General features: G+C 48.3%; 16 protein-coding genes. 7 read left to right on the forward strand and 9 right to left on the reverse strand.

The genetic code is table 11. From position 1 onward, the window contains the following. Positions 1–102: 102 nt before the first annotated feature. Complete coding sequence (locus A7K91_RS15675; protein ID WP_068684317.1) at positions 103–459, reverse strand: Asp23/Gls24 family envelope stress response protein; 357 nt, start codon at positions 457–459, stop codon at positions 103–105. Positions 460–496: 37 nt separating this feature from the next. Then, the gene (locus tag A7K91_RS15680; RefSeq protein WP_068684319.1) at positions 497–1,066 is read right to left on the reverse strand and encodes a TetR/AcrR family transcriptional regulator; all 570 of its coding nucleotides are present in this window, start codon (positions 1,064–1,066) and stop codon (positions 497–499) included. 355 nt (positions 1,067–1,421) lie between these two features. Between A7K91_RS15680 and A7K91_RS15685 the strand changes: the two genes are divergently transcribed. Further along, positions 1,422–2,054, forward strand: coding sequence for a hypothetical protein (locus A7K91_RS15685; protein ID WP_245697545.1), 633 nt, complete (start codon positions 1,422–1,424; stop codon positions 2,052–2,054). A gap of 324 nt (positions 2,055–2,378) precedes the next feature. On the opposite strand, the gene A7K91_RS15690 is transcribed toward A7K91_RS15685, so the two are convergent. The 3 genes from A7K91_RS15690 to A7K91_RS15700 all read right to left on the reverse strand — a co-directional run bounded on the left by A7K91_RS15690 (position 2,379) and on the right by A7K91_RS15700 (position 5,425). After that, positions 2,379–4,193, reverse strand: a complete 1,815-nt coding sequence (locus A7K91_RS15690; protein ID WP_068684321.1) for a glycoside hydrolase family 43 protein — start codon at positions 4,191–4,193, stop codon at positions 2,379–2,381. Positions 4,194–4,411: 218 nt separating this feature from the next. Continuing rightward, complete coding sequence (locus A7K91_RS15695; protein ID WP_068684323.1) at positions 4,412–5,014, reverse strand: DUF1349 domain-containing protein; 603 nt, start codon at positions 5,012–5,014, stop codon at positions 4,412–4,414. Positions 5,015–5,038: 24 nt separating this feature from the next. After that, a complete protein-coding gene (locus tag A7K91_RS15700) occupies positions 5,039–5,425 on the reverse strand; it encodes a helix-turn-helix domain-containing protein (protein ID WP_068684325.1) in 387 nt (128 codons plus the stop codon). Positions 5,426–5,692: 267 nt separating this feature from the next. Here A7K91_RS15700 and A7K91_RS15705 point away from each other — a divergent pair, with 267 nt between their 5' ends. The 5 genes from A7K91_RS15705 to A7K91_RS15725 are packed head-to-tail and all read left to right on the forward strand — an operon-like array spanning position 5,693 to position 11,860. Then, positions 5,693–7,705 (forward strand): chemotaxis protein CheA, encoded by a 2,013-nt coding sequence (locus A7K91_RS15705; RefSeq protein WP_082967484.1) that lies wholly within the window; start codon positions 5,693–5,695, stop codon positions 7,703–7,705. A 14-nt stretch (positions 7,706–7,719) separates the two neighbouring features. Beyond that, complete coding sequence (locus tag A7K91_RS15710) at positions 7,720–8,217, forward strand: chemotaxis protein CheW (protein ID WP_068684327.1); 498 nt, start codon at positions 7,720–7,722, stop codon at positions 8,215–8,217. Positions 8,218–8,235: 18 nt separating this feature from the next. Then, positions 8,236–9,969, forward strand: a complete 1,734-nt coding sequence (locus A7K91_RS15715; RefSeq protein WP_068684329.1) for a methyl-accepting chemotaxis protein — start codon at positions 8,236–8,238, stop codon at positions 9,967–9,969. Next, positions 9,966–10,790: a CheR family methyltransferase gene (locus A7K91_RS15720; RefSeq protein WP_068684331.1), complete on the forward strand. Its 825-nt coding sequence runs from the start codon at positions 9,966–9,968 to the stop codon at positions 10,788–10,790. The genes A7K91_RS15715 and A7K91_RS15720 overlap by 4 nt, the downstream gene beginning before the upstream one ends. Positions 10,791–10,822: 32 nt before the next feature. Next, complete coding sequence (locus A7K91_RS15725) at positions 10,823–11,860, forward strand: protein-glutamate methylesterase/protein-glutamine glutaminase (RefSeq protein WP_068684333.1); 1,038 nt, start codon at positions 10,823–10,825, stop codon at positions 11,858–11,860. 197 nt (positions 11,861–12,057) lie between these two features. Here A7K91_RS15725 and A7K91_RS15730 read toward each other — a convergent pair whose 3' ends face one another. The 3 genes from A7K91_RS15730 to A7K91_RS15740 form a co-directional block, all read right to left on the reverse strand. Further along, entirely contained in the window at positions 12,058–12,570 is a 513-nt protein-coding gene (locus tag A7K91_RS15730) for an SRPBCC domain-containing protein (protein WP_068684335.1), read from the reverse strand. Continuing rightward, complete coding sequence (locus A7K91_RS15735) at positions 12,542–12,919, reverse strand: ArsR/SmtB family transcription factor (protein ID WP_068684336.1); 378 nt, start codon at positions 12,917–12,919, stop codon at positions 12,542–12,544. Before A7K91_RS15735 ends, A7K91_RS15730 begins: the two co-directional genes overlap by 29 nt. Positions 12,920–13,043: 124 nt before the next feature. Continuing rightward, on the reverse strand, positions 13,044–14,738 hold the full coding sequence (locus A7K91_RS15740; protein ID WP_068684524.1) for a methyl-accepting chemotaxis protein: 1,695 nt from the start codon (positions 14,736–14,738) through the stop codon (positions 13,044–13,046). A gap of 291 nt (positions 14,739–15,029) precedes the next feature. Between A7K91_RS15740 and A7K91_RS15745 the strand changes: the two genes are divergently transcribed. Continuing rightward, positions 15,030–15,656 carry an FMN-dependent NADH-azoreductase gene (locus A7K91_RS15745; protein ID WP_068684337.1) on the forward strand — a complete coding sequence of 209 codons (627 nt, stop codon included), beginning with the start codon at positions 15,030–15,032 and terminating at the stop codon, positions 15,654–15,656. A gap of 77 nt (positions 15,657–15,733) precedes the next feature. Here the strand turns inward: A7K91_RS15745 and A7K91_RS15750 are convergent, their stop codons facing one another. Further along, positions 15,734–16,318 carry an NAD(P)H-dependent oxidoreductase gene (locus A7K91_RS15750; RefSeq protein WP_068684338.1) on the reverse strand — a complete coding sequence of 195 codons (585 nt, stop codon included), beginning with the start codon at positions 16,316–16,318 and terminating at the stop codon, positions 15,734–15,736. Between the last annotated feature and the right edge of the window lie 45 nt (positions 16,319–16,363).

The raw sequence follows: 16,363 nt of genomic DNA on the forward strand, positions 1-16,363 counted from the left end.
ACCTGCAGTCCCCCTCGCGCTTCCGGGAACTACAGGCTTCATTTAAAAATGGGATGACACGCCTTCCCATTACTCCTGCTGAAGGTACTACGGTTATTGGTCTCATGCATTTGCTTGCTTTAACGAAATCCCTTCCACCCGTATATTAATTGCTTCGATGGTAAGCCCGGTGAGGTGTTCAACCGTTTCTTTTACATTATGCTTGAGCTCCCTGCACACCTCCTGAATTTTCACGCCATACTTCACAACAATTTTTATGTTGATTTCAAGCGTAGAGCGATCCACTTTCAGATCAATTCCGTTTTGCAGACTGCCTCCGCTCAGTTTATTGGTTATACCCTCCAGCCAACTGGTTGGCATTGAAGCGATTCCGCCCGTCATCTTTGCAGCCATTCCTACGAGCTTGGACAACACAACCGTCGAAATATGGGTAGAACCCGCTACAGTTTGCAATTTCATCAAAAAACCTCCCTTTTGTCGTTTCTCGTGTCATTCCTTATGTCGATGATTTAAAACCATTAAAAAACGTATCCAGCACTAGCTCCGCCGCTTTGTTTTTGGCGATATGTCCGTCTTGAACCTGCTGCCAGGTAAGAAAAAGCAAGCTGTACAATACATCCGCGATCCACTCCCGTTGGTGAGCCTTGCGAAAATAGCCCCTCTCCTGCAATAGCTCGATGTTGCGCAGCAGCGGCTCTCTCAGCTTTTTGTCCGCCTCTTCGATTTCTTTATTGTAATGAACCGAAGCATCGTGACCTAAAAAATAAATTTTGTCTCCGATAGGAATTAACGCCTTGATCAGCTCCGGAAAATAGCTCTCGTAACGTTCCTCCTGGAACGTTATGGAGCCTACAATATCGGTGACGACCTCGATTGCCCGAAAACCCAATTGAGCCATCAGTTGCTCACGGCTGTCTACATATCGGTGCAGGGTTGCGATGCCAATGCCCGCCCGTTCCGCTATTTCCGCCATGGAGGCGCCCGGCTTTTCAATCAGGAGCGATGTTGCCGCATCAAGTATCGCATTATAACGGCTTTGCTTAACCGCTGACATATCCTTTTTAATTTCAAGCTCCTCCTTGCTTCATTTTGTATTTTGAAACAAAGTACTATCAATTGATTATATAATAAATCATTTCCAAGCAATATACAAGCAAGCTTGCTGCTGTCAGGAACGCGATTTCACCAATTTGGAGCGTTAAAGGACACGGATGACCGTTGCTCTAGGAAACTCCAGCCATATCAGGCTATAACGGACATTAATGACCAGCAAGAGACGGGTGACGTCAACACTCCTCTTCATGTTCAAACTGTTACTTCCGTATTCAGTAACCTGCTTGCTCTAAGCTAAACGCTGATTATTAGGTAAAGCTTTAATCTATGGTATAATTCTTTTCAAAATATTGTTAGTTGGAGGTTTTATGGTGCATATTAGAGGACTTATTTTAGAGGGATATTCACATGCAGGAAAGACGTCTGTTCTAAAAGCTCTGAAGCTGCTTCAAGCACAGGATGAATCATCAGAGCGAAGCATCATTGTTCTTAGCGAGCATTACTCCCAACTATTAAATAATGTTCATGGAGAATTTAAATGTTTAAATCGCGATGAACATCTTCATGTATTGAAGGAACGGGTTGACATGTTAAAACAACTAAATGGATGGGCAACCTATTTAGGTCCAGATGCATCCAAGGGATCTAGAGGAATATTTTTTATATTGGAAAGATTCCATTTGAATCACAGAGTGGCATTCCCTGCAGAATCTTTATATGAAATTGAAAAAATTGAAAATGATTTGCTTCTGCTTGGCGCTAAATGTGCATTATTAACCGTTTCACCCGAGAACATAGAGCAAAGAATGCAAACCCGAACGCCTCACGAATGGAAAAACAAAACAAAAAACGAGATCAGAAAATCAGCCGATGAGTTTTTACATACTCAATCAGAACTACGTAAACAATCTTCTTTATCTATCCTGCCAACTATAGAGATAAATACGGATAATAAGGATTGGGCTGCATACGCAAAGGAATTAATGGATTTATTAATATGATATGAATATACAGGTCAGGCATAATCGAATAAAGAAAAGGAACTATCTAAAAAGCAGCTTTAAGTTTACGCCCGGCAAAAGGAATAAGCCCAGGAATGTTGATTTTTCGGCATTCCCGGGCCTGAAATTATGGTTTAATTTATTTAAAAAGACTATCTGGACAGCAGCTTTTCAAATATTGAGCACCTATTCAATATCGAACAACTATCCAATATCGACCATCTTTTGCATATCGGACAGCTTTTCAATATCAAGCAGCCTTCCGCTCTCATTTACTTTTTTTACTGGGGGCGTTTGTGCAAATTTTCACCCTGGCGCAATGCGCTACAGCTTCACCGGCTGCATTAGCCCGTCGGCCCCGAAGGAAATCGGAGCAATACACGTTTCGCGGTGATAGCCTTTTCCCTCCTTGAAGCGGGTAAGCGGCGTTACGAAGCGGTGATAGGCCATTTTGTATTCATCCTTGCCAGGCTCCTGCATAATGGAATGATGGCCGGTTCCCAGCATTTCCTTCTCCGGGTTTTTGACCAAGACAGGATAATGATACGTAACAGGACCGTATAAATGCTCCGAGGTTCCATATTTAACATGGTAGTTTTCGCTGCCGGTATCGTCGCACGACCATGTGAAGTGATACAATCCGCCGCGCTTAAGCACCGTTACGGCCTCCCTGAAATCCTCCAGCCCATCCAGGTTTGACATCGTTTCTTCACGTACGCTGATCATATCGTCATTAAGCTCGACAATCGCTCCGTCGCCGTTGCCAAACAGCATGTAGGCGGCTCCGCCTTCTTCGCTGTAGATGGAAGGGTCGATCGTTTGGCCCATTTTGATTCCCAGACGTTTCATCTGCTCCATCGTAATAAGCGGCTCCGGCTGAGCGGTGTAAGGACCTGCCGGATGATCGGCAACCGCAACGCCTATTGCGCTAACGCCGTTTGCTTCTTTGCCGCAGAAATAGTAATAATATTTGCCGTTGCGGGTTGCGATCGCGGGAGCCCAAGCGCTTCCGGTGGCCCATGGCACTTCAGGCGAAAGCAGGTCCACTATAACGCCTTCATCCTTCCAAACTTTGAGATCGGGCGAGGAAAAAACATGGAATTGCGTACCCGACCAGCCCTCGAAGCCGTCCGTTGTCGGATAAAGATAATAACGATCGCCAAATTTGGCCAGATCAGGATCGGCGAATTGGCCCGGCAATACTTGATGGCCGTCGCCATAAGCCGCCAGCAGCAGGCTGCTTTCCTCCGCCGTAATTGGAATAACGCCACCATGGCGTTTTTTGTTTTTGCCCAAATCAAAATCTGCGTCCTCAAGCACGCGGAATTCTCCGCTGTCCAGATCGCTGGTTAGCAGCGGCAAATATCCTTTGCCCTCGGCAAAACGGTCTATAATGAGGCACCATTCATCGCGATCATTCATTTTGAAAATTTGCGGGCCTTCCACGCCCATAATGGCTTCCAGCGTTGGCGCTTTCAACAGAGCAAAAGCATCCTTGTCCAACGTCGCGCCTTTTTCCATGGTAATATTTTTGGTCGTTTCATCCTTGGAAAACCGGTAATAAGCGCCTCCATGAGCAATAATCGTGGTATCGATAATATGATTTTCGCGCTCTATATAAAGCTCTGTTGGCGTGAAGGAGCGGAAATCGGTTGTTCTGGCGCTATAGATTTTGTGCTTCCGCTCGGTTTCGCCCGGCCCTTGCGTTGCGGACGCCCAGAATACGAGGAAATTGCCGGCTTGCTCGTCGTAAATAACCTCCGGGGCCCATACGCAGCCCGCATCCGGGACGCCAACGGTAACCGCCCAAGGCTGTGACCAGTTGACGAGATCGGACGATTCCCACAGAATCAGATCGCGGCTGCCTTCGTGGGCTGCAACTCCCCAGCCTTTGCCGTTTGCTATGCGAAGATCCGTCGCGATCAAATAAAACGATTTATTTAGTGGCGAGCGAACAAGAAACGGGTCTCGCACGCCTTTTTCCCCTAATCCGGAGCGCAGTACGGGCTGGCCTCCGTTCAAATCCTTCCAGTGCAAGCCGTCTTCGCTGTATGAAAAATAAACCTGCTCGCCAATCGGCTCTTCGCCGATAAAGTGAGCCAGCAAATAGCCGCTGTACGTTAAATCCTGAGCTGACATTAAACTTCCTCCCTAATGGCCAATGCCTACAAATAATTGGAATCATGGACAGCCATGACCTCTTCCATTGTAACCGATTTCACTGGCGCAAAGAAGAAAAAATTCATTTTTACCTGAATCGTCACTTCTTGCAACACTTCTTGCAATACATAAAGCGGCTCCGCTCTGCCGACGACGACAGGAGCGGAGCCGCTTAATCGTTTTTACGAATAAAATACTTAAAGTGGAGGATCGGCATGCAGCTCGCGATCCGCTTCCGTCCATTCCCACCGGGTAAACGTTACCTGCAAGGAGTCTCCGACCGGGCTGCACACCATCGGCCCCGCCTTAATGCCTTCGGGATAAGGAAATCTGGCCACCCTTACGGTCTGCCAGCCGTGCCTGCTGCTGCGTGCCCGAATAATAACGCCGTCATTTATAATCGAAGCCCGAATCGTCACTTCCTCTCCATCCCAATCGGGAACCGGGGTAAGCGACCAGTCGGAAAAGCCGTCCGTAACGACAATCGCAAGGCAAGGAACGCCGTCGTTCATCTCAATCCCCGCCTTGATCCATTGCTCCTCCCCACGATAAAGCAGAATTCCGGCTTGATCGTACAGCTGCGTAAAGGACTCCAGACGAAACGTTACCTCCACCGCGGATTCCTTATTCCAATCACTCAACAAGGCATGTCCATTATCATGTACGAAGCCATAAAGAGTATGTCTCCAATAATCGCTTTCCTTCTCGGCCGTAACAATAAGATGGCCCCCATCCTGATAAACCGATTGTGGCGAACGGGTCCATGTCCCTTCCTCCCACCTTACATTTCTTCTCATCATGTTGTGCCCCTTTCTAACCTAAATCTAGATATCCCGGGTCTTCGTCTGAAACCGGCTGGCTACCTGGGACAGCAGATCGACATCCTTCGTCGACAACGTGCTTGCAATCGACATTAAAGTCTGGAAGGGTGGATAACGCTCCGTTTCGCTCTGCACGGGCCCCCACTCTTCCGTGATATTCCAGGATGTCTGAGCGTCTCCCGGTGATTTTCCAAGCAGCAGCCAATCGAGCGATACCTCGAACTCCTCCGCAATGGCAATCAGTGCTTTTGTCCCTGGCGTAGAGGACCTTTTTTCACTTTCCCAATCCCCTACATTTCCAGCCGATACATGAATTCTGGCGGAAAATTCCGCCATAGTCAATCCGTGTTTTTTCCTCAAATATTTAATTCTTCCTTTAATTCCATCCATGATTATCACTCCTGTCCTTCTTTAACCAGGAAAATAGTCCATATACAATATTCACCTTAGTCACACGTAAATACGTAAAATTTAATTGTAATTAATCGTTTTTACGATTATAATGTCGGAAACAGGGCAATTTTTCCTATTGACTAATTAGTTAATCTTTTTTTATTCCATCTCCATCCATTCCTAGCGAACACTGAACAACAGAGGTGATCTCCCAAACTCCAGCATAACAACTTTGACCATCAGGTAAGGAGGATGAAAATCACAATGTCAGGCTCAATGTCCACCGATGACCCCTTGCTGGAAATGTATCTCTTCGAATCAACACAATTAATTGAACAATTGGAAGCCACCTTTTTACGCTGTGAATCCGCAAACAGCTTTAATACCGAAGCGATCGGTGAAATATTCCGCCATATGCACACCATTAAAGGCTCTGCCGCCATGATGTCCATCATGAGCATTTCGGAGGCCGCGCATATTATTGAAGATTTATTTTATCGCATTCGGGAAAACAGCTCCGCCCCCCATGATTTTGATACCCTATTTGAGTTGATATGGGATGGACTTGACTTCATCAAAGTCGAAACCCATAAAATCCGCAACGGCAATCAAGCAGACGGCGATCCCTCGGGTATTGTTGCAGCCGTCACCCGATATTTGGAGACCTTCTCCGCAGATACGGCTCCCGAATACAGCTATGAGGCAACCGTTACCTTTACGCCCGACTGCCTTATGGAAAACGTTCGCGCCTACGCTCTGGTGCACCAGCTTCGGGAATATATGACGATCATCAGCTTTATTCCGGAGGATATTGCAGAAAATGAACAAAGCGCCGAAGCCATTCGCAAAAACGGGTTTGTTTTCATTCTGCAAAGCAGAGAAGCAGAAGAGCAAATCATGGCGCATATCGAACAAACCGCCTATATCCAGGAAGTCCGGCTTTCTCCCGTCTATGACACAGCGACAGCTTTTGAGAGCGCTTCTACCTCTGAGTGGGATCGGACTGCCGGCAGCCAAAGAGATAAAAACAGCGACTCCCCTAAACAAATGCCAGTAATGAGAGAACCCCTCGTCTCATCCATGATCAGCGTCAATGTAGACAAGCTTGACAAGCTTATGGATCTCGTAGGCGAAATGGTTATTGCCGAAGCGATGGTAACCCAGCACGAATCGTTAAGGAATATCGTCTCCGAGCATTTTCTGAAATCGGCAGCCCATCTGCGCAAAATTACCGGAGAGCTGCAGGATGTCGTCATGTCAATTCGCATGGTTCCATTAACCACGACCTTTCAAAAGATGCATCGCGTAATCCGGGATATGGGCAAAAATCTGGGCAAAGAGGTTCAAATCCAGATCAATGGCGAGGAAACGGAAGTAGATAAAAACATCATTGAGCAAATTTCCGATCCTCTCATGCACCTGGTCCGAAATGCGGTCGATCATGGCCTGGAAAGCAGTCAGGAACGCGCCAGCTCGGGCAAACCTCTGGCGGGAACGATTACCCTGGAGGCAAAAAACGCCGGAAGCGATGTTCTGATCATCGTCAAGGATGACGGCAAAGGACTGGACAAAGCAAAAATTATGCGTCGTGCGCTGGAGCAAGGCATGATTCAGGAAGATTCCCCCGAGCTCAGCGACAAAGAAATTTATAACTTGATCTTTTTACCTGGCTTCTCGACCAAGGAAGATGTTACCCAATATAGCGGACGCGGCGTAGGCATGGATGTTGCTTTCCGAAACATTGAACAGATTGGGGGCGCCATTCTGGTAGAAAGCCTCCCAGGCTCCGGCACAACGATTTCACTAAAGATTCCGTTGACGCTTGCCATCATTGACGGGATGAATATAAAAGTGGGCGGTTCGCATTATACGCTGCCAACCACCTCTATCCAGGAATCCTTTAAGCCAAAAGCCCAGGATCTGCTCTATGATCCCGACGGCAATGAAATGATCATGGTGCGCGGCGAATGTTTTCCCATTCTTCGTCTGGACGAACGGCTCAACACCGGCGGCAGTACCTGCAATATTTCCCAAGGCGTGTTAGTCATGATACAGCAGGATGAACGAAAGGTTTGCGTCCTGGTGGACGAGCTCCTGGGACAACAGCAGGTCGTCGTCAAGACTCTCCCGCCATACATAAAAAAAATCAAACCTATTAAAGAGCTTGCCGGCTGCACGCTGCTTGGGGACGGCAGCATCAGTCTGATCCTGGACCCTGCCGCGTTAGTGAGCGGCGCTGTTCGAGCCAGAACGCCGGCCTTGTCCTCACTTCACTAAAGGAGCTGACATTCATGAAACAAAGCCCTCTCCAGGACCTTGAACTGGAAGAAGATTCACTCAAAAACAAATATTTGACGTTTGCTCTAGGTTCCGAGGTGTATGGAATCGAAATCCGCTACGTTACCGAAATTATCGGCGTCCAGTCGATAACGCCGGTGCCCGAGCTGCCGGAATACATTAAAGGCATCATCAATCTGCGCGGCAAAATCATTCCCGTCATGGATGTACGCCTGCGCTTCCGAAAGCCATTCCGGGAATACAACGACCGGACCTGCATTATTGTCGTGGATATTAAAGAAATATCCATTGGCCTCATTGTTGATGCGGTTGCTGAAGTTATGACGATAGAGGAAAGCAATATTGTATCTCCTCCCGATCTCAACCAGCTCAGCCGGCGTTATATCCAGGGCATCGGAAAATCAGGCGACGAAGTGAAGCTTTTACTTAATTGCGACGAACTGCTTAATCATCAAGAAACGGAAAACCTGTCCGCCATCGGCCAGGTCTAACTCAGGGAGGCTAATCCAATGAAGTGGATTTACAACATGAAAATTTCCAAAAAGCTAACCATCGCATTTATTCTTGTAGCCTTGCTGGCAGGCATCGTAGGCGCCATCGGCGTTATGAATCTCAAAAAAATTGACACGGACTACAGTAATATGTACGTTGATTACGGCATCTCCATCGGCGATCTGGGCGAAGCAGGCATCCGGTTCCAAAACAACCGGGCAACGGTGCGACGCATCCTGATGTCGGATAAAACCTCGGACATGCAAAAGCTGTTTTCCGATATCCAGCAGCGGGACGCCGACATCGCCAAAAGTCTGGATTCCTTCGAAAGCAGCATCAAAGCTGACGGCACCCGTGATGTCTTTCTTTCTTTAAAAAGCAATTTCGAAGAATACCAGACCATCCGCGACGACGCCATAAACCTGGCGATTTCCGGCAGAATAGCGGAAGGGATCGCGGAGCTTGAAAAATCCCAGCCTATCTCCGACGCAGTCAGCGACTTGCTGAACCAGTTGTTTGAAGAGAAACAATCCAGCGGACTGAGGGTATCCGGCGATTTGAGCAAACAATCCAATACCACGGTACTCACAATGGTTGCTGTCGTTATTTTTGCCATCGTGGTTGCGCTTGCCCTGGGCATCTTTATTTCCCGCATCATTAGCAATCCCATCACCAAATTGATCAAGGTGGCGGATCTTATTGCCGACGGCGATCTGGATGTCGATATCGAAATCAACAGCAAGGACGAGGTTGGTACGCTTGCAGCGGCTTTCCGCAAGCTTTCCAGCAATACAAATGAAGCTTTGCTCAGCATTCAGAACGCTTCGGAGCAGGTTGCATCCGGAGCCCAGCAAATTTCCGAAACCGGAATGGTATTGTCGCAAGGCGCGGCTGAGCAAGCAAGCTCGGTGCAGCAGCTGACGGCATCTCTGGAGGAAATCTCCAATCAGACCCGTATTAACGCTGACACGGCCGTCCAAGCCAATCAACTAGCCGAAGAGGCCCGCGACAACGCTCTTCAAGGCAACCAGCAGATGCAAGGCATGCTTACGGCCATGGATGAAATCAATACCTCTTCCGAAAACATTTCTAAAATTATTAAAGTTATTGACGAAATTGCTTTCCAAACGAACATATTAGCTCTTAATGCCGCTGTGGAAGCCGCACGCGCAGGTCAGCATGGCAAAGGCTTTGCCGTTGTAGCCGAGGAAGTCCGCAATCTGGCCGCTCGCTCCGCAGGTGCCGCCAAGGAAACAACGGACATGATTGAAGGCTCCATCAAAAAAGTGAAGGACGGCATGCATATCGCTGGAGAAACAGCCGCAGCGCTGGATAAAATCGTAACCGGCATTACCCGTGCCGCCAGTCTGGTCGGCAGCATTACGGATGCCTCCAACGAGCAAGCCGCTGGCATCTCTCAAGTGAATCAAGGCATCATTCAGGTATCGCAGGTTGTTCAGACCAACTCCGCAACTTCAGAGGAAAGCGCCGCAGCCAGCGAACAATTGGCTGGACAAGCGGAAGTGCTGAAGGAGCAGGTAAGCCGCTTTAACCTTCGCAAAGGCAGCCGCATATCCGGCTACCGCGATCTTGAAGAGCTGAATCCCGATATTGTACGTATGCTGGAAAACATGTCTGAGCGCAATCGGGGCGTTTCCCATGATGCGCATTCCGCTAACGCCGGAGGGCGGAATGCCAAAGGGCCTGGCCGTATTTTGCTAAGTGACAACGAGTTTGGAAAATACGGATGACGCTGTCCATAACGAACCGCGAATTCCGGCAATTGGCAGACTACATTAAAGCCCATTGCGGCATTCACCTCAAGGATGAAAAAAAAATATTGCTGGCCAGCAGACTGGAAACTGTATTGCTGCAGCATCGCCTGGACAGCTTCACCGATTACTTTTATTATCTGAAGGCCGACCGCACCGGCGAAGCTTTGTCGATGCTCGTTGAACGAATAACGACGAATCACACCTATTTTATGAGAGAGCCCGAGCATTTTCATTATTTGGAGCAGCACGTTCTTCCACAGCTGTGCGGAAGCATACCTGACCGGGATTTGCGCATATGGAGCGCAGGCTGCTCCTCCGGCGAGGAGCCTTATACATTAGCTATGATTCTGGACCGTTATTTCAAGAGCATGCTTATGATGCAAAAATGGGATCGAAAGGTGCTCGCAACCGACCTATCTCCCGCTGTTTTGGCCAAAGCCGCCAAAGGCGTTTATTCGCCCCAGGCGGTGCAGGCTTTGCCTCAAACCTGGCAGAGCGCATATTTCAGCCGAACGACCGACGGCAAATGTCAGGTTGTTGATTCCTTAAAACGGGAAGTGATCTTCCGCAAATTCAATTTAATGGAAGAAAGTTTTCCGTTTCGCAAAAAGTTTCACGTCGTCTTTTGCCGCAACGTTATGATCTATTTTGATGCCGATACAAAGCTGCGTTTGCTGCGGCGTTTTCTGGACATTACCGAACCCGGCGGTTATTTGTTTATGAGCCACACTGAATCTCTGGATTCGCGGCTTACCGGCTACCGGTATGTAAGGCCCGCCGTTTATCAAAAAGAATAAGCCGTTTTATCGGCCGTGACGGGAGGCTCAGCGTGACGACCAAACGCCCGATCAAGGTGCTGATTGTGGACGATTCCTTGCTGTTTCGCGAGGTAATCGACCGCGGCATCTCGACAGATCCGTATATTACAACCGTTCCCTCTGCTAAAGATCCATTCGACGCAAGAGACAAGCTGCTGCAATATCATCCCGATGTAATGGTGTGCGACGTTGAAATGCCGCGTATGAACGGCATCGACTTCATCCGCCGTCTGCTCCCCCAATATCCGCTGCCGATTATCGTTGTAAGCGGGGCAAATCAAGCTGTGCTTGATGCTATGTCAGCTGGCGCGGTGGAATTTGTGCCAAAGCCGGACATGAAATCAACGCAGGATGTTGGGCGATTTATACAGGAGCTGATTGCAAAAATAAAAATAGCCGCCGGCTCAACAGTAAGCCGAAGCCGTCTGGCTTCAGCTCCGGCTGCCTCATCCCGCCAGCATGCGGCTGTGGACAAATCCTTAGGCAAGGATCCATTAATTGCAATAGGCGCCTCCACCGGAGGAATTGAAGCCATTGATGTGCTTCTACGCTCCCTGCCTTCAACCATGCCGGGAATTGTCATTGTTCAGCATATACCGCCGCAATTTTCGCGCATGTTCGCTGAACGTCTGAATGCCAGTTTGCCCTTTACTGTTCAGGAAGCAAAAGATGGCGATTTGGTAAAGCCTGGGCATGTGTACATCGCTCCCGGCGATTTCCATATGGATGTTGTCAAAGCGGGCAGCACATTCAAAATTCGCTGTTACTCCGGGAGCAAGGTCAACGGGCATTGCCCCTCCATCGATATTCTTTTTCAATCGGTGGCCAAAGAAGCCGGCAATGCGGCCATTGGCATTATATTGACTGGAATGGGCTATGACGGGGCCAGAGGCTTGCTGGCCATGCGCAGGCGTGGCGCTCGCACCTTGGCGCAGGACGAAGCTTCATCCGTCGTCTACGGTATGCCTAAGGCCGCTTTTGAGCTCGGGGCCGCGGAGAAACAAGTCCCCCTTTCAAAAATGAGTCAAACGCTTCTGTCCCTGATCTGATATTCCCAATCTGTAAAGTATCAAGGGACCAAAGAAACGATTGTTACTTTATAGGAAATTATATCAAAAAGGATGTCTCAATGGGAGAAGACATCCTTTTTTTGTATCTTATTGTTCGCTTAATCATTGCTGTGAATCGGGAACACGCACAAAAAAGCGACTGCCCAATATATTCCAGGGCAGCCGCTTTTCCTTCTTTATCGCAACGTTTGCAAATAATCATCCAAACGGCCAAGCGTTTCGTCAATGCCTTGCTCCATGCCCATCTCCAGCACCTGGCGGAGCGCTTCCTCCGAATCATAGCGAGCCTTGCTAATAAGCAAAGTCCGGTTGCCTTCCATCGGTTTAAATTCCCACACATTATGCGATGGCGGCATATTTTCAGCAATGTTGCCTTCCGCATCCGAGAAGTAATCTGTGTGTTGAATTTCTTTAGGTGCGTCAATGCTTTTGTAAATGCTTTTTCCCCAGGATTCCATACCGAAAAATTCACCTTGACCTTCATCCTTGCAGGTCATGCAATAGTGCCAGACTCCTCCAGGACGAAAATCAACGGTGCAATACGTCAGCTCCCATCCACGAGGTCCCCACCAGTGCTTGAGATGCTCCGCTGAGGAATGTACTTCGAATACAAGCTCTTGCGGCGCGTCAAATTCCCTCTCCAAAGTCAGCAACGTGCCTTCAACCTTCAGCTTTAATTTGTTTCCCATTTGGCGATCCCTCCGAGATAACATGTTTGGTTTGCTCTTGTGCCTTGAGCTGCTGCAAATAGCGGTCGAGCCCGTCATAGCGCTCTCCCCATAAGGTGCGGTAGCTTTCAAGCCACTGGTCCATTTCTTGCAGCGGTTCGGTTCTTAACATGTACCTGCGCCGGTTGGCCTCTGCCTTGACCTCCACCAGACCGAAATCCAGCAGTGTTCGAAGATGCTTGGATGCCTGGGGCTGTCGAATGCTTAGCTTGACTGCAATGTCCCCTACAGTCATAGCGCTGCTTAGCAGCAGCTCAACAATGCGCAATCGGCTCGGATCGGATAAAGCCTGGAAAATGCTTGCGTTCATTTCCATCCTCTCCTTCTTCCAAAGCCCGAGGCCGAAACAGCAGCATAAGACATCTGCCGTCACCCCTCACAGGAAATATACCACACAAGGAATATTCCTGTAAAGGAATATTCACTGGAGGGAATTAAATTTTAAATCTTTCAACCTGCGCCTGAAGCTTCTCGGCAAGGCTGGATAGCATCGCCGCCGAAGCGTCTACCTCCTCGGTTGCTGCAAGCTGCTCTTCCGATGCGGCTGACATGCTTTGCGCTCCTCCCACCGTTGTATTGGCGATTTCCACCAGCCTTTCCATTGCTTTAGCCAGCTTTTCAGCCTGCTGCGACAAGCTGACTGCATTGTCCGAAACCCCTTCAATCGCAAGCATGGTTTGACCGGCGGACTGTTCAATGCCGCCAAAGGCTTGTCCTGCGCTGCGGACAAGCTCCGTTCCTTTAGCTACCTCCGCGCTTGTTTCCTCCATGGTTATAGTCGCATTTTCCATTTGCCTCAATATTTGATTGATAAGCACGGAAATTTGTCCAACCGATTCTGCCGAACGCTCCGACAGCTTTCTGACGGAAGCGGCGACAACCGCAAAGCCCCGTCCGTGCTCCCCGGCTCGCGCAGCTTCAATGGCGGCGTTAAGTGCCAGCAAATTGGTTTCTCCGGCAATAGCAGTAATAATATCCAGTATAGACTCGATTTCATGCGACAAGCTGTTTAAGTCATGTACAATCGCCGATAAAGCAGCAACCTTATTATATACGATGGCCATTTGATCATTGCTTAACGCGATTGTTTTTCCGCCTTCATCCGCAAGAGCCGAGGAATGGGCGGCGACCTCCAAGACATGCTCGCTATTTCGCGCGATCTCTGTCAAGTGCTCCGATATGACGTGAATGCCATCCGAGCTGTCCTCCAGTTGATTAAGCTGCTGCTCGGCGCCATCTGTGAGCTCCTGAATGATGGAGACCGTTTGCTCGCTCGCCCTGCCTGTTTCCTGGGCTCCCGCTGACAGCTGAACGGACGAGGAAGCCACCTGGCCGGAAGCATGATTAACCTCCGCAATCAGCGTTCGCAGATTTTGTGTCATTTCATCAAAATCGCGCGCCAGGGAACCAATCTCATCCTTGCTGCGATAGTTCAACGGTTGAACGGTCAAATCTCCTTCCGACACGCGATGCACCCGGGCGCTTAATGCGGCGAGCGGCCTAATCCGGATTCCTATGTACAAATAAACAGCTGCGGCGGCCACAAAAAATACAACAGCACCTGTTATAAAGGGCATCTTTACAATATCCATCGTACGTTCATGAATAATAGAAGCGTCAAAGTTGATGGCCATCAAAGCAACGATTTCATTATTTGGATCATGAGCTTTATAAATGGGGCCATAGCCTGTCATCAGACTTGTGTTATCGAAGGTAAAAACGCTGGAGTACATGGAGTGTTTCCGGGATTTGATCATTTCTTGCGCATCTGGGTCAAAAAAGAAGGCGTCCCCGGCCTTGTATCCGCGAGCCTTCAAATTTTGATCAGCTGCAATGATAGTTCCGTCCAACGACAAAATAAATACTTCCTTGAACAATGACTTATGCTCAACCGTCCAGTTCAGCCGTTCCTCCAAAGCGGCCAAGCCCGAACCGTCTCCTTTCAGTAGTGCTTCAATATCGCCGGGATTAACAAGACCCGTCGTAATGTTGGCGCAACCAACAAGCTCAATGCCAACCGCCGCCTCGACCTGCCGATAAGCCGTATTGTAGCTGAATATTCCGATTGCCGCGCCTACCAGCACCAAAAGCCCGATGATGGCGGTTGTAATTTTTTGAGCTAATCCCATACCGAACACACAATCCATCCCCTTATGTTTATGCATGCCTATTATTATAAGGGTGAGCAGGGGACGGTAATTGTAATTAATATCATATTAATGAACAAATATTTGTTGGTTTCATGCAGTTTTTTGCTATCCTTTCCAACAAAATTACGTTTGTGTTGTTTAAGCAATATTTTTTCTTTTTTGATGGTTGCGAAAAGGACCAAATCTGTTTACTATAAGCAATACAGGTTGGATTAGCGACATGTGTTGGTTTGACCTACAAACAGAGATTAAGAGGAGAGAAATCACATTATGGCAAACGTTTTGGTAATTAAAGCTAACGATCGTCCCGCTGACCAAGCTGTTAGCGTTAAAATGTATGACGCTTTTGTTAAAAGCTATAAGGAAAGCCATTCCGGCGATAACGTAACGGAGCTTGATTTGTTCAAGGAAGCTCTTCCAGACTACGGCAATGTTGCCATGACCGGCCTTTTCAAGCTGAATGCAGGCATGGAGCCAACTGCCGAAGAGGCTCAAGGCGCTGCAACCGTTAAAAAATACCTGGACCTGTTCCTGGCTGCCGACAAAGTTGTATTTGCTTTCCCGACATGGAATACAGTTGTTCCGGCACCTCTGGTTAACTTCATCAGCTACATTTCCCAAGCTGGCGTTACGTTTAAATATACGGAAGCAGGCCCTGTTGGTTTGGCCGGCGACAAAAAAGTGCTTTTGCTGAACGCTCGCGGCAGCGACTACAGCTTGCCGCAAATGCAGCCATATGAAGTAGCTGTTAAATACGTAGCTACAGCTCTGAACCTTCTGGGCATTCAAAGCCCTGAAGTCATTGTTATCGAAGGCCATAATCAATATCCGGACCGTTCCGCTGAAATCGTTGCAGACGGCATTGCCAGAACAGCAGCAGCAGCTGCTTCGTTCTAAGTTTCCAATACCTCAATGCTTAAAAAAAGAAAACAGTCTCCTCCTTCGCAAACGAAGAGCAGACTGTTTTCTTTTGTTTACAGGGATGTAAGCTTATCAGAAACTTCCGACAGATATTGCTTCAATACGGCTTGATCGGTATAACCGTTTATGCCGCCAAAGATCAGCTGCTCGGCAACCTCTATGCCAACAAATTCGTAAATGCCGGTACTGGACGTTTGTTTGAGCGAGTTCGTCATTCCCACGCCGTCATAATATTCTTTTGGCGAACCGTGCGTATTGATGATAACTCCTTTTTTACCGCCTAGCAGCTTGTCGATGCCGCCTGATTCATTGTATTGATAAGCAAACCCATAGGAGAAGGCGCGGTCTACGTAACCTTTAATAATGGCAGGAAGACCGGTCCACCAGATGGGATAGATAAAAGTGATCAAATCCGCTTTTTTAATAAATTCTTGTTCTGCGGCAATATCGCTTGGCACGTTGCCTCCATGCAGCGCAGCCAGATCTTCTGAAGACAATACGGGGTTAAAGCCGAGCTTGTACAAATCGCGAACGACAACCTCGTGTCCCTTGGATTCCAAAGCGGAAACCGCCGTTTTCAGAATGGCCTCATTAAAGCTTCCTTCATTGGGATGTGCATATACTACCAGAACGTTCATAGATAAATGGCCTCCTTATGTGCATTCTCATAATGTGATGTCGTT

This window comes from Paenibacillus oryzae, from assembly GCF_001675045.1.
Lineage (GTDB): Bacteria > Bacillota > Bacilli > Paenibacillales > Paenibacillaceae > Pristimantibacillus > Pristimantibacillus oryzae.

What these genes read in the sequence shown, in the direction of transcription:
- A7K91_RS15675 (WP_068684317.1), bottom strand. Translation starts at nt 459, where the DNA reads ATGAAATTGCAAACTGTAGCGGGTTCTACCCATATTTCGACGGTTGTG.
- A7K91_RS15685 (WP_245697545.1), top strand. Translation starts at nt 1,422, where the DNA reads ATGGTGCATATTAGAGGACTTATTTTAGAGGGATATTCACATGCAGGA.
- A7K91_RS15690 (WP_068684321.1), bottom strand. Translation starts at nt 4,193, where the DNA reads ATGTCAGCTCAGGATTTAACGTACAGCGGCTATTTGCTGGCTCACTTT.
- A7K91_RS15695 (WP_068684323.1), bottom strand. Translation starts at nt 5,014, where the DNA reads ATGATGAGAAGAAATGTAAGGTGGGAGGAAGGGACATGGACCCGTTCG.
- A7K91_RS15700 (WP_068684325.1), bottom strand. Translation starts at nt 5,425, where the DNA reads ATGGATGGAATTAAAGGAAGAATTAAATATTTGAGGAAAAAACACGGA.
- A7K91_RS15705 (WP_082967484.1), top strand. Translation starts at nt 5,693, where the DNA reads ATGTCAGGCTCAATGTCCACCGATGACCCCTTGCTGGAAATGTATCTC.
- A7K91_RS15710 (WP_068684327.1), top strand. Translation starts at nt 7,720, where the DNA reads ATGAAACAAAGCCCTCTCCAGGACCTTGAACTGGAAGAAGATTCACTC.
- A7K91_RS15715 (WP_068684329.1), top strand. Translation starts at nt 8,236, where the DNA reads ATGAAGTGGATTTACAACATGAAAATTTCCAAAAAGCTAACCATCGCA.
- A7K91_RS15720 (WP_068684331.1), top strand. Translation starts at nt 9,966, where the DNA reads ATGACGCTGTCCATAACGAACCGCGAATTCCGGCAATTGGCAGACTAC.
- A7K91_RS15730 (WP_068684335.1), bottom strand. Translation starts at nt 12,570, where the DNA reads ATGGGAAACAAATTAAAGCTGAAGGTTGAAGGCACGTTGCTGACTTTG.
- A7K91_RS15735 (WP_068684336.1), bottom strand. Translation starts at nt 12,919, where the DNA reads ATGAACGCAAGCATTTTCCAGGCTTTATCCGATCCGAGCCGATTGCGC.
- A7K91_RS15740 (WP_068684524.1), bottom strand. Translation starts at nt 14,738, where the DNA reads ATGGGATTAGCTCAAAAAATTACAACCGCCATCATCGGGCTTTTGGTG.
- A7K91_RS15745 (WP_068684337.1), top strand. Translation starts at nt 15,030, where the DNA reads ATGGCAAACGTTTTGGTAATTAAAGCTAACGATCGTCCCGCTGACCAA.
- A7K91_RS15750 (WP_068684338.1), bottom strand. Translation starts at nt 16,318, where the DNA reads ATGAACGTTCTGGTAGTATATGCACATCCCAATGAAGGAAGCTTTAAT.